This window comes from Clostridium tanneri (genome assembly GCF_033659955.1).
Classification (GTDB): Bacteria; Bacillota; Clostridia; order Clostridiales; family Clostridiaceae; genus Clostridium_AM; species Clostridium_AM tanneri.
In genome coordinates this window covers 1-20,206 of record NZ_JARUJP010000011.1, presented here as the reverse complement: position 1 = coordinate 20,206, position 20,206 = coordinate 1, and the positions used below count along the sequence as shown (strand labels likewise).

The 20,206-nt window shown below is 32.7% G+C and carries 22 protein-coding genes and 2 tRNA genes; 7 read left to right on the top strand and 17 right to left on the bottom strand.

Going from position 1 to position 20,206, the window contains the following annotated elements:
* Positions 1-237: 237 nt before the first annotated feature.
* The 5 genes from P8V03_RS10615 to P8V03_RS10595 all read left to right on the top strand — a co-directional run bounded on the left by P8V03_RS10615 (position 238) and on the right by P8V03_RS10595 (position 4,347).
* Positions 238-726, top strand: coding sequence for a dUTP diphosphatase (locus P8V03_RS10615; RefSeq protein WP_261672275.1), 489 nt, complete (start codon positions 238-240; stop codon positions 724-726).
* 106 nt (positions 727-832) lie between these two features.
* The gene (locus P8V03_RS10610) at positions 833-1,264 is read left to right on the top strand and encodes a DMT family transporter (RefSeq protein WP_261672277.1); all 432 of its coding nucleotides are present in this window, start codon (positions 833-835) and stop codon (positions 1,262-1,264) included.
* 178 nt (positions 1,265-1,442) lie between these two features.
* Entirely contained in the window at positions 1,443-2,336 is an 894-nt protein-coding gene (locus P8V03_RS10605; RefSeq protein WP_261672278.1) for a selenium metabolism-associated LysR family transcriptional regulator, read from the top strand.
* A gap of 92 nt (positions 2,337-2,428) precedes the next feature.
* Entirely contained in the window at positions 2,429-3,628 is a 1,200-nt protein-coding gene (locus P8V03_RS10600; RefSeq protein WP_318798125.1) for a S8 family peptidase, read from the top strand.
* Between the two features lie 209 nt (positions 3,629-3,837).
* Positions 3,838-4,347, top strand: a complete 510-nt coding sequence (locus tag P8V03_RS10595; protein ID WP_318798124.1) for a ferritin — start codon at positions 3,838-3,840, stop codon at positions 4,345-4,347.
* Between the two features lie 95 nt (positions 4,348-4,442).
* Here the strand turns inward: P8V03_RS10595 and P8V03_RS10590 are convergent, their stop codons facing one another.
* The 15 genes from P8V03_RS10590 to P8V03_RS10520 form a co-directional block, all read right to left on the bottom strand.
* On the bottom strand, positions 4,443-5,390 hold the full coding sequence (locus P8V03_RS10590) for a phosphoglycerate dehydrogenase (protein WP_318798123.1): 948 nt from the start codon (positions 5,388-5,390) through the stop codon (positions 4,443-4,445).
* A gap of 172 nt (positions 5,391-5,562) precedes the next feature.
* Positions 5,563-6,411 (bottom strand): acetyl-CoA carboxylase carboxyltransferase subunit alpha, encoded by an 849-nt coding sequence (locus P8V03_RS10585; RefSeq protein ID WP_318798122.1) that lies wholly within the window; start codon positions 6,409-6,411, stop codon positions 5,563-5,565.
* A 30-nt stretch (positions 6,412-6,441) separates the two neighbouring features.
* Positions 6,442-7,317 (bottom strand): acetyl-CoA carboxylase, carboxyltransferase subunit beta, encoded by an 876-nt coding sequence (gene accD, locus P8V03_RS10580; protein ID WP_261672283.1) that lies wholly within the window; start codon positions 7,315-7,317, stop codon positions 6,442-6,444.
* 38 nt (positions 7,318-7,355) lie between these two features.
* Positions 7,356-8,702: an acetyl-CoA carboxylase biotin carboxylase subunit gene (locus tag P8V03_RS10575; RefSeq protein ID WP_318798121.1), complete on the bottom strand. Its 1,347-nt coding sequence runs from the start codon at positions 8,700-8,702 to the stop codon at positions 7,356-7,358.
* A gap of 24 nt (positions 8,703-8,726) precedes the next feature.
* The gene (fabZ, locus tag P8V03_RS10570) at positions 8,727-9,182 is read right to left on the bottom strand and encodes a 3-hydroxyacyl-ACP dehydratase FabZ (protein ID WP_261672285.1); all 456 of its coding nucleotides are present in this window, start codon (positions 9,180-9,182) and stop codon (positions 8,727-8,729) included.
* A 31-nt stretch (positions 9,183-9,213) separates the two neighbouring features.
* Positions 9,214-9,744, bottom strand: a complete 531-nt coding sequence (gene accB / locus P8V03_RS10565; RefSeq protein ID WP_261672286.1) for an acetyl-CoA carboxylase biotin carboxyl carrier protein — start codon at positions 9,742-9,744, stop codon at positions 9,214-9,216.
* 1 nt (position 9,745) lies between these two features.
* Positions 9,746-10,978: a beta-ketoacyl-ACP synthase II gene (fabF, locus tag P8V03_RS10560; protein ID WP_261672287.1), complete on the bottom strand. Its 1,233-nt coding sequence runs from the start codon at positions 10,976-10,978 to the stop codon at positions 9,746-9,748.
* Between the two features lie 27 nt (positions 10,979-11,005).
* Complete coding sequence (gene fabG, locus P8V03_RS10555) at positions 11,006-11,752, bottom strand: 3-oxoacyl-[acyl-carrier-protein] reductase (protein ID WP_318798120.1); 747 nt, start codon at positions 11,750-11,752, stop codon at positions 11,006-11,008.
* Positions 11,753-11,767: 15 nt separating this feature from the next.
* Positions 11,768-12,703 (bottom strand): ACP S-malonyltransferase, encoded by a 936-nt coding sequence (gene fabD, locus P8V03_RS10550; RefSeq protein ID WP_261672289.1) that lies wholly within the window; start codon positions 12,701-12,703, stop codon positions 11,768-11,770.
* Positions 12,704-12,717: 14 nt separating this feature from the next.
* Positions 12,718-13,665, bottom strand: coding sequence for an enoyl-[acyl-carrier-protein] reductase FabK (fabK, locus tag P8V03_RS10545; protein ID WP_261672290.1), 948 nt, complete (start codon positions 13,663-13,665; stop codon positions 12,718-12,720).
* 57 nt (positions 13,666-13,722) lie between these two features.
* Positions 13,723-13,947: an acyl carrier protein gene (gene acpP, locus P8V03_RS10540; protein ID WP_261672291.1), complete on the bottom strand. Its 225-nt coding sequence runs from the start codon at positions 13,945-13,947 to the stop codon at positions 13,723-13,725.
* Between the two features lie 24 nt (positions 13,948-13,971).
* On the bottom strand, positions 13,972-14,952 hold the full coding sequence (locus P8V03_RS10535; RefSeq protein WP_318798119.1) for a beta-ketoacyl-ACP synthase III: 981 nt from the start codon (positions 14,950-14,952) through the stop codon (positions 13,972-13,974).
* On the bottom strand, positions 14,945-15,421 hold the full coding sequence (locus P8V03_RS10530) for a MarR family winged helix-turn-helix transcriptional regulator (RefSeq protein ID WP_318798118.1): 477 nt from the start codon (positions 15,419-15,421) through the stop codon (positions 14,945-14,947). Before P8V03_RS10530 ends, P8V03_RS10535 begins: the two co-directional genes overlap by 8 nt.
* A gap of 20 nt (positions 15,422-15,441) precedes the next feature.
* Positions 15,442-16,524, bottom strand: coding sequence for an NAD(P)H-dependent flavin oxidoreductase (locus P8V03_RS10525; protein WP_318798117.1), 1,083 nt, complete (start codon positions 16,522-16,524; stop codon positions 15,442-15,444).
* Between the two features lie 190 nt (positions 16,525-16,714).
* Positions 16,715-17,707, bottom strand: a complete 993-nt coding sequence (locus tag P8V03_RS10520; protein WP_318798116.1) for a M23 family metallopeptidase — start codon at positions 17,705-17,707, stop codon at positions 16,715-16,717.
* A gap of 182 nt (positions 17,708-17,889) precedes the next feature.
* Here P8V03_RS10520 and P8V03_RS10515 point away from each other — a divergent pair, with 182 nt between their 5' ends.
* Complete coding sequence (locus P8V03_RS10515) at positions 17,890-18,894, top strand: DnaD domain protein (RefSeq protein WP_261672296.1); 1,005 nt, start codon at positions 17,890-17,892, stop codon at positions 18,892-18,894.
* Complete coding sequence (locus P8V03_RS10510) at positions 18,887-19,876, top strand: ATP-binding protein (RefSeq protein ID WP_261672297.1); 990 nt, start codon at positions 18,887-18,889, stop codon at positions 19,874-19,876. The genes P8V03_RS10515 and P8V03_RS10510 overlap by 8 nt, the downstream gene beginning before the upstream one ends.
* A 162-nt stretch (positions 19,877-20,038) precedes the next feature.
* On the opposite strand, the gene P8V03_RS10505 is transcribed toward P8V03_RS10510, so the two are convergent.
* Together P8V03_RS10505 and P8V03_RS10500 are read right to left on the bottom strand one after the other, a co-directional pair.
* A tRNA-Thr gene (locus P8V03_RS10505) sits at positions 20,039-20,114 on the bottom strand.
* Between the two features lie 8 nt (positions 20,115-20,122).
* Positions 20,123-20,199: transfer RNA gene (locus P8V03_RS10500), tRNA-Asp, on the bottom strand.
* Positions 20,200-20,206: the final 7 nt, after the last annotated feature.

Below are 20,206 nucleotides of genomic sequence, written 5' to 3'. Positions count from 1 at the left end.
TCGAAATCCTTTACAAATTATTGTGAAGGATTTCGACTTTTTATTTAATTTTAATGGATATATTTGTTAGAAGTTAAAACTTTTTAATAATTTAAAAAAATTTTATGTAATCGATTGTACGATATTTCAATATTTCTTAAGTTTAGATAAAATATATATAGGATGTATTGATTATTAAAAGTACGTCTATAATAAAGTTTTATCTACCATAAGGATATAGAAAGGCGGCCTTACTATATGAATCTATCAAAACTATTTGAACTACAGGAAAACTTGGATGAACACATAAAAGAAAAACATAATCTCTATGGTCAATCATTACTTTCAAAAAAAATCTTAGCTCTACAAGTAGAACTTGCTGAACTCGCTAATGAAACAAGATGTTTTAAATTTTGGAGCGACAAAAAACCATCTAATAAGGAAGTTATCTTAGAAGAATATGTTGATTGTCTTCATTTCATCCTGACGTTAGGTTTAGAAAAAGGATTCACGGATGTTCAGCTTGATAATAAAGAACCTATCCAATATGATGTAACATCTCAATTTTTAAATCTCTATATAGACATAAATGACTTTGTAACCTGTTCTTCTAGGGATCAATATATAACACTTTTTGAAGACTTTATAACACTTGGCAAAATGTTAAGCTTTATGCCTAGTGAAATAGAAGAAGCATATTATAAAAAAAATGATGTGAACCACAAACGACAAGTTGAAGGATATTAACCTAAGAAAAAATCCCTATGCATTGATTAGCATAGGTTTTTTATTTGGATTTTTTAATAATAACCTATCCCTGTGGTTAAACTAGATTAGGGAAGGTGATAAAAAAATGTTTGGTATAATATCCTCAATAATTGCTGGAATTGCCATGAGCTTTCAGGGAGTTTTTAACACTAGATTAGGAGATAAAATAGGTACCTGGGAAACTAATGTACTTGTTCAGGGAATTGGGTTAGTAGTAACAGTAGTAATTATGCTTATATTAGGTAATGGTAATTTTAAGAATATAAAAAACGCTAACAAACTATACTTGCTAGGTGGAGTACTTGGGGCTGTAATAATATACACTGTAATGCAGGGAATTAAATCCTTAGGTCCAACTTGTTCTATCGCTATTATACTAGTAGCTCAGCTAACAGCTGCAGCACTAATCGATGCTTTTGGTCTTTTTGATAGTCCTCAAGTTAAATTTGGCACTACAAAAATTATTGGTGTTATTATAATGGTTATAGGTATATTAATATTTAAATATAAGTGTTAATAAATTAAGGCTGATTCTCTTATTAGCCTTAATTTATTTTATATAATTACTTTTAATATTTGCTTTTAAAGTTAACAAACTATATATATAATAGTTATGTAAATGTTTATTATTTGATCAATTTTATTGTAACTTAATAAATAACATTTTAAATAGATTTACTTGGGGGGATAACCTTATGGATTTTAAACAAATAGAAGCTTTTATTAATGTAGCTAAATTTAAAAGTTTTTCAAAAGCTGCAACTTCCTGCTTTCTATCTCAACCCGCTATAAGCTCTCATATTGCTAGCTTAGAAAAGGATTTGAATGTTCAACTTTTTGATAGAACTTCTAAAGAAGTTCTTTTAACACCAGCTGGCGAATCATTTCTAAAATATGCCTTGGATATACTAAATACTAGAGATAAAGCCATTTATAACATTGTGAATTTTAATGAAACTATAAATGGTAAGCTTAAGCTAGCTGCCAGCACTACACCTTGTAATACTATAGTACCTTCACTTATAAAGAAGTTCTATAAGTCATATCCTGAAGTTTCATTTGATGTTATTGAGCAAAGTTCTGGCGAAATAATTGAAGACATTATTAAATTTGATTGTGAAATAGGACTTGTAGGTGAATTGGTAAATGACGAGAAAATAAAAAGTTATAAACTTATAGAGGATGACCTTGTAATAATTTCCTCCCCTGCTCTTAATATTGCAGATTCAGTTTATATTGAAGATATTTTAAATTATAAATTTATTTTAAGAGAAGAGGGCTCAGCCACTCGTAAAACCTTCGAATATGCACTTAGAAAAGAAGGCTTTGATCCTTCTGAAATAGATGTTCATTTTGAGGTAAATAATTTAGATACCCTCTTTCAGTTTGTAAAAAGTGGACTAGGTATATCTGTAGTTTCGAAACATGTTTTAAGAGATTACATATCACTTGGTCTTATAAAAGAGAGTAAGATAGAAAATCTTTTTCTTAAAAGATATATTTATTTAATTACTAGTTCTAAAAGAACTCTTACTCCAACAGCTAAAGCATTCTTCAATCTCTGTAAAGATCATTTTGACCTGAAGTAATTGTAAATATATAAAATTTAATTTTCCAATAGCACATATATTCTACGTTAATATTATAATATATATTGGAATTAATTTTTAAGGAGCGGCAGATGTTTTCCTTTAAAAGCAAATTAGATCCTAATTTAAAAGTAGCCATAGATAAAAAATACTATAAAAATTATAGGGTCATAATTCACTGTAAAAACCTACCGGAAAGCATTGAAAAAAAGATTAAGAGCTATAAAGGTAGAGTAGTACACTTTATTCCTATAATAAACTGTATATGTGCTGTTTTATCTGCTACTGCTATAGAAAGAGTATTAGAGTTTCCGCAAGTAAACTATATAAGTTTAGATACTTATGCAGTATTATGTGGTGGAAAACCTGTCTTACCTTCTAATGGCATAATGTTTCAAGAGCGATACAAGCTAACGGGAAAAAATATTTGCATAGGTCTAATAGATAGCGGAGTATATCCTCATGCAGACTTTTTAAATCCTAGAAACAGAATAAAAAAGTTTACTGATGTGTTAAGTGAGTGTAGATATCCCTATGATGATAACGGTCATGGAACTGCTATTGCTGGTATCCTAGGTGGCAGTGGTTATCTTTCAAAGGGAGTAAATAGGGGCGTTGCTGAAAATAGTTACCTATATGTTATAAAGGCCTTTAATAGTTTAGGTAGAGGTTATGTATCTGATATTTTATATTCAATAGAAACTCTTATAAATGATAGAGAAGAATTTAATATAAAGGTAATATGTCTTCCTTTTGAGTTGTTATCTAGTGATTATTTTATTGTTTCCTTATTTTCTAAAATATTTGATGTAGCAGCAAGCTATAATGTGACTATTGTAGTTCCTGCAGGTCATAACGGGAATGATGAGGGAAGCATAATAGGGATTGCAACACTAGAGAATTGTATTACCGTTGCTGGAATAGATACTAGTCACATACAACCAAAACCTTACAAATACTCATCAACAGGCCCTTTTGCTAAATTAGACAAACCAGATTTATCAGCAGCGGCAGTTAACATATTATCTACAAATAGTAACACAGATTATATTTCTGAAAAAAATGGATTAAAGATATATCCTAGCTCTCTAGACACCCCCTATATAAATATAAGCGGTACTTCTTGTTCTGCAGCATATGTAGCTGGAGTTTGCGCCCTTTTATATGAAAATAACCCTGATTTAACTCCTAAAGACTTATTATCCTTATTGAAAGTATCTTGTAACCTAGCAGATATGTCTAAGTGGATTCAAGGTGCAGGTATCTTAGATTTAAACAAGCTCTTGCCATAAAGGGATTTTATAAAGGCAGCTGATGAAACCATTCATTAGCTGCTTTTACTGTTTATCCAATAAAAAATTAATTATATTTTAAAGGCCAATTAGTTATACTAATTTAATGAATTATAAATAATATATTTGGACTACATAATGCGCATAATTATAATCATTATGCGAAATATTACGTAATAATCATTATATAATGAATTGGAGGAAATATGATGTTAAGTGAAAACCTAATGAAGGCTATTAATGATCAAATAAACTATGAGCTTTACTCTGCAAATGCCTACCTTGCTATGCAAGCATATTGTGCTTCGAAAGATTTAGATGGCTTTGCCAATTTTTTTAACGTTCAAGCTCAGGAAGAAAATTTTCATGCTATGAAATTTTTTAACTATTTAAATCAGGTAGGCGGTAGAGTTTTAATAGAAGCACTTCCATCACCGGAAAATAACTTTGAATCTATTCTTCACGCTTTTAAGGAAGGACTAAAACATGAAAAGAACGTTACTAAAAGAGTTTATAATCTAATGGATATTGCTACAGATGAAAGAGAGCACGCTACTATAAGCTTATTAAAGTGGTTCATAGATGAGCAGGTAGAAGAAGAAACTACCTTCAATAACATAGTTAAAAGACTTGAGAGAGTTTCCGAAGACGCCGCTGCCCTTTATGCTTTAGATGCAGAGCTTGCATCTAGAGTATTTACTCCCCCTACAACAGCCTAATTTAACAGCAGTTATCCTTTAGTTATAAAAAAGTTACTGTGAAAAACTTATACTTTACTATAAGATTTCACAGTAACTGTATCTCCACTATTTTGTTAGTATCCCTTATTTAGATTAACTAGATTAACTAAACCCTGTCCCTTAGCATATCTCTCCATATTGTTATATATTAAATTAAACCTTCTATCATTTCTTAATTCAGATATCCATGAATTATGAGGAGTAATTATTACATTAGGTAATTCCCAAAGAGGACTATCGGAACTTAACGGTTCCTCTTCTGCCACATCTAGAGCTGCCCCAGCTACTTTACCCTTCTGTATATTTTTTATTAAGGATTTTTCATCTATTATAGAACCTCTAGCAACATTTACAATATACACCCCTTCTCTCATACTCTTAAGTCTATCCTCATTAATCATATGGTGGGTTTCCTTTGTATAGGGAATGGTAATTACTACAATATCACTTAAAGCTAACATTTCATCTATGCTACTTGCTGGAAAGCATCTATGAAAATACTTACTGTCCCGTCCATTAGTATTTAGACCCATAATATTTACATCAAATCCGCTTAGCCTTTTAGCAGCTTCTTCTGCAATACTTCCTGTACCAATAAACCCTACAGTCTTTCCGTAAAGTTCTAAAATATTAGTATCCATTTTCCAAACTTTATTTTTTTGATTATCATAAAGCTTACCGCTATGTTTTAATAGTTCTAGTATTTTTAATACTATCCATTCTCCCATTGGAATACTATATCCGCCTCTATTATTAGTTACAATGATATCACTTTTTCTTGCATAACCTGAGGGAAGCTGATCTATTCCTGCACTAGATAACTGAATCCACTTCAACCTTTTCATTTTGTCTATGTCAAGAGTTTGAAAGGGATTGTAGCATACTAAAACTTCTATGTCTTTTAGTTCATCACTATATACAACTTCTTTTTCATTTATAATTTTTATGTCATATCCTAATTGTTCAATCTTCTTTATGTTTTCTTTTCCGTAATCATACGTAAACAATGCTTTAATTTTCACATATATCACCCCATTTTTAGATAAAAATATAAAGCAGCTTTTGATTAAAAGCTACTTTAAAACTCTAATTATATGTTATATTTTAACACTTAAATATATATATTACAACAAACTAGATATATCTAACTTAAATGATATCTTAAGCAAAAACGTTAAAATTCATTTGCAGTTATTATATTTCAATATATTTTCCCATATTTCTAAATTTGTTATATCTTTTTTCTACCAATTCTTCTGGTGACTGTTTTTTTAATATTCCAAAGCACTCTATTAAATCGCCTTTAATAACTGCAGACATTTTATCTAAATCCTTATGAGCTCCTCCGGAAGGTTCTTTAAGAACTTTATCTATAATACCATATTCCTTTAGATCACCAGCAGTTATTTTCATTATTTCTGCAGCTTCCTTGGCACGGCTGGCATCCTTCCATAGTATACTTGCAAATCCTTCAGGAGATAGTATTGAGTATATGGAGTTCTCAAGCATCCAAACCTTATCTGCCACCGCAAAGGCCAAAGCACCACCACTTCCACCTTCTCCTATTACTATGGTTATAATAGGAACCTTTAAACTTGACATTTCCATAAGGTTTTTTGCTATAGCTTCTCCCTGTCCTCTTTCTTCTGCACCTGTGCCACAAAAAGCTCCCGGTGTATCCACAAAGCATAAAATAGGTCTATTGAACTTTTCTGCCTGTTTCATAAGTCTTAAGCCTTTTCTGTAACCTTCTGGATGGGGAGAGCCAAAGTTTCTTTTTATGTTTTCTGTGGTATTTCTTCCTTTTTGATGTGCTACTATAGTTATAGGATCTCCATTCAATAAAGCAATTCCCCCTACTACAGAAGGATCATCTCCAAAATATCTATCTCCATGAAACTCTACAAAAGAGTCAAATATTTTCTCAATATAATCAAGTGCTGTAGGTCTTTCAATCATTCTTGCTAAGGATAATCTTTCCCATGCAGTTTTATTGTCAAGCTTCTTACTTATCATTTGCTGTACTTTTTCTAATTTCTCCATACCAACAGCTCCCCTTCTTTACAATATAAATCAATACCTACTTCTATTATGAATTAGTAGAATTTTCTTTAATGTATTCTTTAAATCATTTCTAGAAACTATCTTATCTATAAATCCATGCTCTAGTAAAAATTCTGCCTTTTGGAAGCCCTCTGGCAGCTTTTGTCTTATGGTCTGCTCTATAACTCTCTTTCCAGCAAAACCAATCAAAGCTTTTGGTTCTGATAAAATAATATCTCCAAGCATGGCAAAGCTCGCTGTAACACCACCAGTAGTAGGATCTGTTAATACAGTAATATATAATAGTCCTTCTTTATCTAATTTACTAAGTGCTGCACTTACCTTAGCCATCTGCATAAGTGAAAACATTCCTTCTTGCATTCTAGCTCCACCTGAAGTCGTAAATATAATTAAAGGAAGCTTTAGTTCTATTGACTTTTCAACAGCTCTTGTAATTTTTTCACCTACTACAGATCCCATACTTCCCATCATAAAGAAACTGTCCATAACACAGATTACAATCTGTTCTCCAAAAATATCTCCTGTCCCTGTTATCACAGCTTCATTAATGTTTGTATTCCTATTCATTTTTTGAATTTTTTCTTCGTATCCTTCAAATGCTATAGGATTAGCTGTCTTCATGCCTTTATCAAATTCTACAAAGGTATCTTTATCTATTATAAGGTTAATTCTCTCTTTAGCAGTTAGTCTAAAATGGTGGTTGCACTTACTACATATTCTGTTATTGTCCTCAAGGTCACTTTTATATAGTACTTCTCCACACCCATCACATTTTACCCACATTCCATCTGGAATACTAGGCTTTTTATCTACTTCCTCATTTCTTCGAAGTGATTCTTGGCTTACTGTAATATATTTTGTCTTTTTAAAAAACTTATTTAACAACTTAGCTCACCTCCAGTCAGGAATCCATAGAAAGCTTGCTATGAAATCTTGAAACTTTTCTCTATAAATTTAGTATCATAATTCCCTTTTATAAACGCTTCACTATTTATAAGCTCAAATTGAAAATCTATATTAGTATGAACTCCTTCTATTAAAAATTCTCCTAATGCTCTTCTCATTTTACATATAGCTTCTTCTCTGTTTTTTCCATGTACTATAAGCTTTGCTATCATTGAATCATAATAAGGAGGTATCACATATCCAGAATACACTGAACTGTCAATTCTTACATTAAATCCACCAGGTAAGTATAAATCTTCTATCTTTCCAGGTGAAGGCATAAAACCTCTGTTTACATCTTCTGCATTTATCCTGCACTCTATAGAATGACCATTTAATACTACATCTTCTTGTGTAAAATCTAACTTTTCTCCAGCTGCTATCTTAATTTGCTCTTTTATTAAGTCTATTCCTGTAATCATTTCAGTTATAGGGTGCTCTACCTGGATTCGAGTATTCATCTCCATAAAATAGAACTTATTGTTTTTGTCTAATAAAAACTCTATAGTCCCTGCATTATTATAATTTACAGCCTTAGCTGCTCTTACTGCAGTTTCTCCCATAGTTTTTCTAAGTTCTTCTGTCATAATAGGACATGGAGCCTCTTCTAAAACCTTCTGATTTCTTCTTTGCATTGAACAGTCTCTTTCTCCTAAATACACGATATTACCAAAACTATCCCCTAATATCTGAATTTCCACGTGCTTTGGATTTTCTATGAATTTCTCCATATATATGGTTTCATCACCAAAGGCAGCCTTTGCTTCAGCTCTAGCATTTTCGTAAGACTTTATAAGTTCACTTTCCTCGTTAACTATTCTTATTCCTCTTCCGCCGCCTCCAGCAGAAGCTTTAATCATTACAGGGTAACCTATTTGTCTAGCAATTGCTATTAGTTCCTTTTCATCCTCTATTACACCCTTTGATCCAGGAACAACAGGCACTTCTGCTTTAATCATTATTTCTCTTGCATTAGATTTGTTTCCCATGTTCTCAATACATTCTGGATCTGGTCCTATAAATGTTATATTGCATTCCTTACACATCTTTGCAAATTTACTATTCTCAGATAAAAATCCAAATCCAGGATGAATAGCTTGTGCCCCTGTTAAAACGGTAGCACTTATTATATTTTGTATATTTAAATAGCTATCCTTTGCAGCAGGTGGCCCAATACAGACAGCTTCATCTGCCATCTGAGTATGTATGGCATCTTTATCTGCTTCTGAATAAACTGCTACAGTCTCTATTCCCATTTCTCTGCAGGCTCTTATTATTCTAACTGCTATTTCCCCTCTATTTGCAATTAATATTTTATTAAACACTTTTAAATCTCCACTCCCAGCACTTTAGTTTTTATCGCCTATCATAAACATTATTTCTGCCTCAGCAGCCTTCTTGTCATCTACATAAGCTACTGCATTTCCAATGCCTGCTGGTCCTTTAATCTTTATAATCTCTACTTCTAATCTTAAAGTATCACCAGGTACTACTTTCTTTCTAAATTTTGCTTTATTTATACCACCAAAGAAGGCAATTTTACCCTTAAATCTTTCCTCACTTAGAATAGCTACTGCTCCTGCTTGAGCTAAAGCTTCTATAATAAGTACTCCAGGCATAACTGGTTCTTCAGGAAAATGACCTTGAAAGAAATACTCGTTCATTGTTACATTTTTATAGGCAGTAACTTTTTTACCTGGCTCCATATAAGTCACCTTATCTATTAGTAAGAAAGGATATCTATGAGGAATGATTTTTTGTATTTCTTTTATGCTATAATTAACAGTAAAATCTGTATTCTCCATTTTAATTTCTCCTAAATGCTATAATAATTTACTATTGGGCTTTTATTTTGAACATTAATTGACCATACTCAACCATTTGCTCATTTTCTACCAATACCTCTACCACTTCTCCATCTATTTCACTTTGAATTTCATTCATAAGCTTCATAGCTTCTATAATGCAGAGGGTATCTCCTTTTTTAACCTTTGTACCAACCTTTGCGTAAGGAGGCTTATCAGGACCAGAAGAAGCATAAAAAGTTCCAACTATAGGTGATGCTACTTCTACTAAATTTTCATCTACATTCTTTGCATTAGTATCTTCTACATATTCTTTTTTAATTTCTGTTACTTCTTCTTTTTGTAGTTCCCTTCTAGAGTTTATTTTATCCTCTATAATCTCTTTTTCAGGACTATTTTGTTCCTCTGTTTCAAGCTTTGACTGTATTATTGGCTGTCTTGAGAAGTCTTCTTCTCCTTCTTTTCTCATAACTATAGAGATTCCATGCCAGTTAACTTCTAGATAACCTAATTTAGAGTCGTCCATAGTTTTTATCATATCTTGAATCGCTTTAAAATCCATATTACTCACTCCACTTTTTTAATAAAATTACTGCATTATGGCCTCCGAACCCAAGGGAATTAGACATAGCATAGTTAACCTTCGCTGCTCTTCCCTTATTAGGTACATAGTCAAGATCACACTCTTCGTCTGGTACTTCATATCCAACTGTTGGAGGAACAAAGTCTTCCTCTAGAGACTTGATACATACTATAGCTTCTATAGCTCCTGCAGCTCCTAATAAGTGACCTGTCATTGATTTTGTAGAACTTATCGGTATATTTCTTGCAAATTCTCCAAACACCATTTTTATTGCACCAGTTTCTGATTTATCATTAACTTCAGTACTAGTTCCATGTGCATTTATATAAGATACTTCTTCTTTGCTTATTCCAGCTTCCTTTATAGCAAGCTCCATAGCCTTTGCAGCACCTTGTGGATCTGATGCAGTTATATGATATGCATCACAAGTTGAGCCATATCCAACTACTTCGGCATATATAGTTGCTCCTCTTTTTTGTGCATGTTCAAGAGATTCTAATACCAATATTCCTGCTCCCTCTCCCATAATAAATCCATTTCTCTCCTTATCAAAAGGAATTGATGCTCTATTAGGATCTGTGCTTCTAGATAAAGCTGTTAACGAAGTGAAACCTGCTATAGATAATGGAGTAATTGATGCTTCTGTTCCACCAGCTATCATTATATCTGCTAAATCATTTTGAATAGTACGATATGCCTCTCCTATAGAGTTTGTTCCTGTAGCACAAGCAGTAACTACTGTTGAGCATATTGCTTTAGCTCCAAATCTAATTGCTATATTACCTGCAGCCATATTACCTATAATCATAGGTATAAATAGTGGCTGAACTCTTCCAGGTCCCTTTTCTAGAAGTTTTGTTTGCTCTTTTTCTATAGTTCCTATACCACCAATTCCTGAACCAACAATAACTCCAAATCTATCTTGATTTATATTTTCTAAATCTAATTTAGAATTTTCTACCGCTTGAACAGCTGAAGCTAATGCAAATTGACAAAATGTATCCATTCTCTTAGCTTCTTTTTTATCAATATATTTTATAGGGTCAAAATCTTTAACTTCAGCAGCAAGTTTTGCCTTAAAGTTTTCTGTATCAAAAGATTTTATAAAATCTATACCATGAACTCCACTTTTTATATTATTCCAGAATGTTTCTACGTCGTTTCCTACCGGGGTTACTGCTCCTAATCCTGTAACAACTACTCTTCTTTTCATAAACAATTCACCAACCCTTAATTAAATTTATATTACCATCCCGCCATCTACGTGTATTACTTGACCTGTGATATAGTCTGAATTTGAGGAAGCTAAAAACGCTACTGCATTTGCTACATCCTCAGCTCTACCAAATTTCTTTAAAGGTATATTATTTAAAGTGCTCTCTTTTACCTTATCTGATAAAACTTCTGTCATATCCGTTTGAATGAAACCAGGTGCTACAGCATTTACATTAATTCCTCTTGAAGCAAGTTCTCTAGCAGCGGTCTTAGTCATACCTATCAATCCTGCTTTTGCTGCTGAATAGTTAACTTGACCAGCATTACCTGATACACCAACAACAGAAGATATGTTTATGATCCTTCCACCCTTTTGTTTAACCATTATAGGTGTTACGTGTCTTAAACAGTTAAATGCACCCTTTAGGTTTACTTCTATAACCTTGTCAAAATCCTCTTCCTTCATTCTCATTATTAATCCATCTTTTGTTATACCTGCATTATTAACAAGTATGTCTATAGTACCAAAAGTCTCTAAAGCCTTTTTCATAATACCTTCCGCCTCTGAAAAAATGCTTACATCCCCTTGGATTGCTATAGCTTTACTTCCTTTTTCACTTATTTCTTTTACCAATTCTTCAATAGAACTTGAATTACTTCTATAATTAATAACTATATTTGCTCCTAACTCTGCTAATCTTAAAGCTATAGCTTTACCAATACCACGACTTGCCCCTGTTACTACAGCTGTTTTTCCCTTCAAACTTTCCATACTTCCTTCTCCATTCTATTTTCCCAGTTTCTCTAAAGTGTTCTCTAAAGACTTTAGATCCTGAACATTTAAAATAACCGCTTTTCTATTTATCTTTTTAACAAATCCACTTAAAGCTTTACCAGGTCCTATCTCTATAAAAGTATCTACTCCCATGTCCATCATGGTTCTTATGCTCTTTTCAAATAATACAGAGCTCATTACTTGTCGCTTTAAATATGGTTTTATATCTTCTTTGCTATCTATAATTTCTCCTGTAACATTAGTTATTACAGGAATATCTAAATTTTTAATTACAATATGGTCTAATTCTTTCTCTAGCTTATCCGCTGCAGGCTTTAGCATTGATGTGTGAAATGGGCCACTTACAGAAAGCATTACAGTTTTTAAAGCTCCCTTTTCCTTAGCCTTTTCACAGGCAGCCTCTACAGCCTTCACTTCACCAGCAATTACTATTTGTCCTGGACAGTTTAGGTTAGCAGGTTCAACTACACCCAGATTGGAACATTCATTACAGACTTCTCTTATCTTTTCCTCATCTACACCAAGTACTGCTGCCATAGCACCAATTCCCTGTGGCACTGCTTCCTGCATGTATCTTCCTCTCTTTTTTACTAACTTAACTGCCTCTTGAAATTCCAGTACACCACTATAAACTAATGCAGAATATTCACCTAGGCTTAATCCTGCAGTAACATCAGCCTTTATCCCTTTACTCTCCAAAGCCTTAAGTACAGCTATACTTACAGTTAATATAGCTGGCTGTGTATTTTCTGTGCTATTTAAGTCCTCTTCAGGGCCTTCAAAGCATATTTTACTTATAGGAAATCCTAAAGCTGTATCTGCTTCCTGAAAAACCTTTCTACATTCATCTATATTTTCATATAATTCTTTTCCCATGCCTACATATTGTGCCCCTTGACCTGAGAATAAAAATGCTATCTTACCCATATCTTCCTCCAAGATTATCCTATTTGGAATATCTTTTCTACTCTTCTTAAGTTTATTTCTGCTTCATTAAATATCTCTTCTATTATATCACTACAGCTCTGCTCTTTGCCAATTAATCCTGCAATCTGACCAGCCATTACAGAACCATTATCTATATCACCTTCACGAGCAGCCTTTGAAAGTGCACCTCTTCCAAGTTCCTCATATCTTTCTAATGCTGCTCCCTCTTTTTCTAGTAATTGAAATTGTCTAGTTAGTTTATTTCTTATAACACGTACAGGGTGGCCTGTAGGTCTACCTGTAACCTGTGTATCTATATCCTTTGCGCTTATTACTCTTTTCTTATAGTTATCATGAACTGTACACTCATGAGCAACTAAAAATCTTGTTCCAACTTGTATTCCTGAAGCTCCTAACATAAATGCTGCTGCTGCTCCTCTTCCATCGCCTATACCACCAGCTGCTATTACAGGAATATTTACAGCATCAACAACCTGAGGAACTAAAGCCATTGTAGTAAGCTCTCCCACGTGTCCACCAGATTCACATCCCTCTGCTATAACAGCATCTACGCCTGCTCTCTCCATTCTCTTAGCTAATGCTACTGAAGGAACAACTGGTATAACTTTGATATCATGTTGTTTCCACATTTCTATATACTTACCTGGATTACCGGCTCCAGTAGTTACAACTTTTACTCCTTCTTCACATACAAGCTTTGCTATTGCCTCTGCAGTTTCACCTAGAAGCATTATGTTTACTCCAAAAGGTTTATCTGTCAAACTTTTAGCCTTTCTTATTTCATCTCTTACCCAATCTACAGGAGCATTTCCTGTAATAATACCAAGTCCTCCTGCATTTGATACTCCAGCTGCTAAAGAACTATCTGCAATCCAAGCCATTCCTCCTTGGATAATAGGATATTTTATTCCAACCATATCAGAAAACGTGGAATTAATCATAATTCATCCTCCTGCCTCTCAATAATAAACTAATCTTCTATCACTCAACACTACTTTCTATTGTTCAATATTATCCTCAACAAACTTCACTGCTTCACTTACAGTTTTAATTGCTTCTGCATCTTCTATCTGAAGCCCAAATTCTTCTTCTATCTCTATTATTATCTGAAAAAGATCTAATGAATCTACCCCAAGTTCCTCGAAAGAAGTATCCATAGTTATGTCATTTTCATCTAATCCTAATTGTTCTGCCATAATTTTTTTTATTTTTTCAAATACCATTTTTCTTTCCTCCATACAATATATTTACCATTCAACTATTAAACCACCATAGGTCAATCCACCACCAAAACCGATTAGTAGAATTTTATCCCCTGATTGTAGTAAATTTTTTTGTACCATATCATCCAACGCTATGCCAACGCTAGCCGCTGATGTATTTCCAAACTTATCTAAGTTCAAGTAAAATTTCTCCTCACTTACACCTAGTCTTTTAGCAGCCGACTCTATTATTCTAAAGTTGGCTTGATGAGGCACTATATACTTTATGTCTTTTAAAGAGTATGTTGTGTCCTTTAAAAGCTCTTCTACACCCTGTACTATAATTTTAACTCCAAACTTAAATATCTCTTTACCATCCATAGTTATTGCGTTATCTATGTCACCCATAGTCTCTTTACTATCTATATATGGATTCTTTACAGGTACTGCGTTACAAGTTAGAAACTTTCCTTTACTGCCATCTGAGCCTCTATAAATAGAAAGAATACCTTCTACATCAGATTCTTTTAAAACAGCTGCTGATGCACCATCACCAAATAACACACAAGTATTCCTATCCTTCCAATTAAGAACCTTTGAAAGAGTTTCTGCACCTATGACCAATGCAGTTTTTACACTCCCTGTTCTTATAAATTGAGTAGCTATATCTATGCCATAAACAAAGCCAGAACAAGCTGCTGATATATCAAAACAGGTAGCGTTTATAGCCTTAATATTGTCCTGAACTATACATGCTGTAGAAGGAATAAAACTATCAGGTGTTGCTGTGGCTAAAATAATCAAATCTATATCTTCAGCCTTTACTCCTGCATTCTCTATAGCTTTTAGCGCTGCCTTTGAAGCCATATGAGATGTATCTTCCCCTTCTGATATTCTTCTTTCCCTTATGCCCGTTCTACTGCTTATCCATTCATCACTAGTATCTACAATACAGGATAGTTCTTCATTAGTTACTATTTTTTCTGGCACATAACTTCCTGTACCTATAATGCGAACCTTATTCATCCTCTATCTCCTTTAAGCTATGCTTTAAATTATATTTTTCCTTAAAAAAATCATTCAATTTTTCTAAAGCTTTAACTAAGATATCCTCTTCATATTCTGTAAGTCCCTCTATAGTCGCTTTAATCATATCTGAATGAAACTTTTTATGAATTCTATAGGCAAGTTTTCCTTTCTTAGTTAACTGTATGTGAACTATTCTTCGGTCTTCTTCACTTCTTTTTCTTCCCACATAACCCTTCTTAACTAAGTTACCTATTGCTGTTGTAAGAGTTCCCAATGTTATATTAAGAGCGCTGGAAACTTCAGTCATTGTCCTCGGTTTATACATTCCTATTGCTTCAATAGTATGCATTTCTGTAACTGATAAATCATTGAACGCACCGGCTTGAAGCGCTTTTTGCTCTATTTCTAGTATGTCATTGAAGGTATCTACTAAAAGTTCATTTAAAATAGTTATACATTTACTCAACGGAATCACCACTTTAATCTTTAAAGTCCTTTCTGTAAATACTTTTCAGCATCTCCAACTAACTCACTGATTAAATCTTTTACGGTAGTAATTTTGTCTATTTTATAAGCACTGCTTCCTACAAATATAAGCCCTTGTTCAACATTACCTTTTACAGCTTCAATCAATGCTTTAGAAATACAATAAGGAGTATCCTTCGGGTTGCACTTTTTTAAGCAATTATAGCACTTGTCAGGTTTGATTCTCTCTTTTTCTACATGATCAATGAAATTATTTTTTACAGCTCTTCCTGGTAAACCTACAGGGCTTCTTATTATTTTAATATTGCTCTCATCTGAGTTAACATAAGCTTTTTTATAATTTATATCGGCGTCACATTCCTCAGTTGCAACAAAACGTGTAGCCATTTGTACACCTGCTGCTCCAAGTTTTAAAAATTCAGCAATGTCTTCACCAGTATAAATTCCCCCTGCTGCCACAACAGGAATTTTCTTTCCATACTCCTCCTCAAAAGGCTTTAAAGCCTCTATTACCTCTGGAACTATGTCTTTTAAGGAACTTTTGCCACTGCCTAATTGTTCTAAATCAAATCCTAAGTGGCCACCTGCCTCTGGTCCCTCTACTATAACGACATCCGGAATTCTAGAGTACTTTTTAGTCCATTGCTTAGTGATAACCATAGCTGCCTTACCTGAGGAGACTATAGGAGCTATCTTTGTGTTACTTCCTTCAACAAGCTTAGGTAATGATAAAGGAAGTCCTGCACCTGAAATTATTATATCAACTTGCTCTTCTACACAAGCTTTTACCATATCATCATAATTTGTAATGGCAACCATAAGATTTACTCCTAATATACCTTTAGGACTTATCTCTCTTGCCTTTCTAATTTCTTTTTTTAACGCTCTAATATTCGCTTCTTTAGTATTAGTTTCAAAATCTGGCTCCCTGTATCCTATTTGGACTCCAGATATAACACCAATACCACCTTCATTTGCTACTGCTGATGAGAGTTTCCATCCAGATACTCCTACGCCCATTCCACCTTGAATGATAGGTACTTCTGCCTTTAACTCCCCAATAATTAATGGAGGTAGTTTCATTTAATCGTCCCCTTTAAAATTATTTTTGATAATCAAATATTTTGATAATCAAAGTATATAGGAAAATGTTTTTTATGTCAACATAATTTCATAAAAAGGAATTATTTCAAAAATATTACATTAATAAAAGTATCTTCGATAGTCAACTTAAACTACCTAGGATACTTTTATTAATATTAAAATACATCAATTATTTTATGTATGCTAGAGGATTCTTCGGTACGCCTTCAACTCTTACCTCAAAATGTACATGTGGTCCTGTACTTCTTCCTGTACTTCCAACTTCCCCTATCTTTTCACCACTTTTTACATACTGCCCTTCTTTTACACTTATTTTACTGCAGTGACCGTAAAATGTTTGTATCCCGGATTCATGCTCTATTTTTATAATATTGCCATATCCATTTTCCCATCCAGCATAATATACTTTACCATCCATTGCTGCATGTATAGGATCGCCCATAGGAGACCCTATATCTATTCCATTATGCATCTTTCCCCATCTTGCACCAAAGCTCGAAGTTATAACTCCTCTGGATGGAGTCTGCATTATATTAGTTAATGATGAGGATCTAGAAGGTCTTACATTTTGTGATTTATCCTTATCACTTTCCTTTGAAAATGCTATTATAGATGAATTTTTACTTTCTTTTAGATTATTAACAATTTCCTGTACAGTTTGTAACTGAGATATAGTAACATTTTGCTTAATATAGGTAACTTTACTTTTTAGCCTGAACTTTTCACCACTACTTCCTTGTGAATATGTATCTTTAATAGTGTCTAAAACCTTTTTCATCTCTTCCTCACTAGCAAGAATGCCTACTGGTTTCCCGTCAGACTTCATTAAAAATGCTGATATAGTAGTATTACTAACCTTTACAATATCTTTTCTAAGTTCATTTTTATCCTTTAATTTATAATCACTTATCCATAACACATTTTTAAAGTTTATCTGATCATTAAAATGAAACTTTCCGTATCTTTTTTCTATTTCCTTTTCAATTCCATTTTTCACATCATAAAAATCTTGTTTATTTTTTATGTAAGCCAAATGTTTATTATTTATATAGACCTCATAGGCGTATGGCCTGTTATAATATATATATTGTAGAGTTACAACAGTAGTCATAATAATAGCTAAAATTACTGATACAATTTTAGCTTTGTGTTTCCATAACAAATTAATCAATCCCTTCCATATAGTTACACTTTACAGTCACTTTTTTATTTTTTCCCTTACTGTAAAAAATATACATAATTAAAAGGGGTTTTTTCATTGTTATACTTTTTTTATTTTGATATAATTACTTAATAGTAACTATTTTAAATAGCTAAACTTAATTGAAGGTAGGTTTTAAAAATATGAGTACTTTTGTTTTTAAAAGTAGGAGTTCAAATTATACTCCAGTAAGTAATATTTTTATAGATAAATTTATGCCAAAAGCCCGAGGAGAGTTCGTTAAAGTGTACCTTCTGGGGCTAAAATATTGTGTTTCTGGTGAGTTAGGGGTAAGTTCTCAGATTATGGCAGGAGTGCTTCATCTTCTAGAAACTGACGTAGTAAATGCATGGAATTATTGGAATGAGCAAAACATCATTAGAATGGTCGCCATTGATAATATGGGGAATTACAATATAGAATTCTTAGACTTAACTGATGTCCCCGAAGATAAGGGTGAAAATATAAATTTACTAGAAGAACTAAATAAAAATTCAACTAAAGATATGCTTCAAGATATAGAAAAACTTCTTGGTAGACCCCTTTCCTCAAAAGAAATGACTATGTACATAGGATGGCTAAAAGACTTTGATTTCTCGCCTGAGATTATACTTCTTTTAATTCAATACTGTGCTTCAAAAGGAAAAACTGATTGTAGGTACATTGAAAAAATAGCTATTGCCTGGTTTGATTCTAAAATCAAAACAGTAGATGATGCTCAAAGTTTTATAAAAAAACATGAGGATAAATGGGTTAAAATCAGAAAAATACTAAATTATCTAGGTATAAAAGACGCTGAAATAATGAAACCTCAAGAAGAAATGTTAGATAAATGGATTAACTCTTATGGTTTCCCTTTAGAATTGATATTTAAAGCCTGTGATATATGCTTTCAAAGAATAAATAAAGCGGACTTTAAGTATATTGACGGAATTTTGGGAAGTTGGTATAAAGATAAGATCACAACAGTTGAAGATGTTGATAAAAAGGATGTAAAAAAGGCTAATCGCACTAATAACAATAGCAGCTCATTTAAAAACAATAATTACAATAAAGCTGCAAATAGCACATTTAATAACTTTAAGCATAGAGACTATGACTTCGACGATTTAGAGAAAAAATTGTTAGGATGGGATAAAAATGATTAAAGGCTACCACTCTAATATTATGAAGATATATGAATCTATAAGAACTGCAGAGGAAAACTCATTAAAATCCAGACGGGAGGAAATAAACAAAAAACTTCCGCAGGTTTTAGAATTAGAAAGAGAAATAGGCAAACTCTCTGTCCATCTGTCTATCAGCATACTAAATAGTAACTTAAAAAATAAGGATGAGTACCTGAAAGGCATAAAGGAAAAAATTGTAGACCTTAGAGTAAAAAAGTCTGAACTTCTAGTAAGTAACCATTATCCAATAGATTATTTAGAAATGAATTATAGATGTACTAAATGTAAGGATACAGGCTTTATTGAAACTAAAAAATGTACCTGTTATAAACAAAAGCTTGTAGAGTTGTATTATGATAACTCTGAATTAAAAACTATACTAAGGAAAAGTAACTTTGACAACTTTAACTTTGAACTTTATTCCTCTAGAAGAAATGAGAATGAACACATAAGTCCTAGAAAAAATATTGAAGAAATAGTTTATAATGTGTCCTGGAGGTTTATAGAGAACTTTTCTTCTTCTAATGAAAACCTTCTATTCTACGGAAACCCAGGAACAGGTAAATCCTTCTTATCAAACTGCATTGCTAAGGAAATTTTAGATAGGGGATTCTTAGTTGTTTATAGGACCGCAGATTCTTTAATTCAAGACTTAAGACGTGTAAGATTTGATAATGATACAGGGCTAGAAGATCTACTTATAAACTGCGACTTATTGATTATTGATGATTTAGGTTCTGAGCAAATTACTGATTTCTCCAAAACAGAATTATTTAATCTATTAAATCGAAGATTACTAAAAGGAAATAAGATGCTTGTTTCTACAAATTGTAATTTGGAAGAAATCTTAAAATTATATTCTGAAAGAATTTCATCAAGACTATTGGGCGAATTTACTTTGTGTAAATTTTTAGGAGAAGATATAAGAATTTATCAAAATATAAAAAACAAGAAATATTAAAAGTTAATCTAGGAACTGTATATAGTAAAATCTGTTTTAAGCTAAAGTAGTAAAAGCACTATCTCATCTAATGTTGATAGTGCTTTTACTATTTTAGCTTAACTATATAGTAAATACATATTTTTATAAAGCAAAAACTGCACAATTAATATTGTGCAGTTTTGGTGCTGGCAGCAAGAATCGAACTCGCGACCTACTGATTACAAGTCAGTTGCTCTACCTGCTGAGCTATGCCAGCAAATTTTATGGCGACCCAGAAGGGACTCGAACCCTCGACCTCCGGCGTGACAGGCCGGCACTCTAACCAACTGAGCCACTGGGCCATATTTG

Bases quoted from the DNA above. Each gene is read 5' to 3' on its own strand.
- acpP (WP_261672291.1), bottom strand. From the start codon at position 13,947: ATGGTATTTGAAAAAATAAAAAAAATTATGGCAGAACAATTAGGATTA.
- fabK (WP_261672290.1), bottom strand. From the start codon at position 13,665: ATGATTAATTCCACGTTTTCTGATATGGTTGGAATAAAATATCCTATT.
- P8V03_RS10600 (WP_318798125.1), top strand. From the start codon at position 2,429: ATGTTTTCCTTTAAAAGCAAATTAGATCCTAATTTAAAAGTAGCCATA.
- P8V03_RS10535 (WP_318798119.1), bottom strand. From the start codon at position 14,952: ATGAATAAGGTTCGCATTATAGGTACAGGAAGTTATGTGCCAGAAAAA.
- P8V03_RS10585 (WP_318798122.1), bottom strand. From the start codon at position 6,411: ATGGAGAAATTAGAAAAAGTACAGCAAATGATAAGTAAGAAGCTTGAC.
- P8V03_RS10610 (WP_261672277.1), top strand. From the start codon at position 833: ATGTTTGGTATAATATCCTCAATAATTGCTGGAATTGCCATGAGCTTT.
- P8V03_RS10615 (WP_261672275.1), top strand. From the start codon at position 238: ATGAATCTATCAAAACTATTTGAACTACAGGAAAACTTGGATGAACAC.
- fabG (WP_318798120.1), bottom strand. From the start codon at position 11,752: ATGGAAAGTTTGAAGGGAAAAACAGCTGTAGTAACAGGGGCAAGTCGT.
- P8V03_RS10595 (WP_318798124.1), top strand. From the start codon at position 3,838: ATGTTAAGTGAAAACCTAATGAAGGCTATTAATGATCAAATAAACTAT.
- P8V03_RS10525 (WP_318798117.1), bottom strand. From the start codon at position 16,524: ATGAAACTACCTCCATTAATTATTGGGGAGTTAAAGGCAGAAGTACCT.
- fabD (WP_261672289.1), bottom strand. From the start codon at position 12,703: ATGGGTAAGATAGCATTTTTATTCTCAGGTCAAGGGGCACAATATGTA.
- P8V03_RS10605 (WP_261672278.1), top strand. From the start codon at position 1,443: ATGGATTTTAAACAAATAGAAGCTTTTATTAATGTAGCTAAATTTAAA.
- P8V03_RS10515 (WP_261672296.1), top strand. From the start codon at position 17,890: ATGAGTACTTTTGTTTTTAAAAGTAGGAGTTCAAATTATACTCCAGTA.
- fabF (WP_261672287.1), bottom strand. From the start codon at position 10,978: ATGAAAAGAAGAGTAGTTGTTACAGGATTAGGAGCAGTAACCCCGGTA.
- fabZ (WP_261672285.1), bottom strand. From the start codon at position 9,182: ATGGAGAATACAGATTTTACTGTTAATTATAGCATAAAAGAAATACAA.
- P8V03_RS10510 (WP_261672297.1), top strand. From the start codon at position 18,887: ATGATTAAAGGCTACCACTCTAATATTATGAAGATATATGAATCTATA.
- accB (WP_261672286.1), bottom strand. From the start codon at position 9,744: ATGGATTTTAAAGCGATTCAAGATATGATAAAAACTATGGACGACTCT.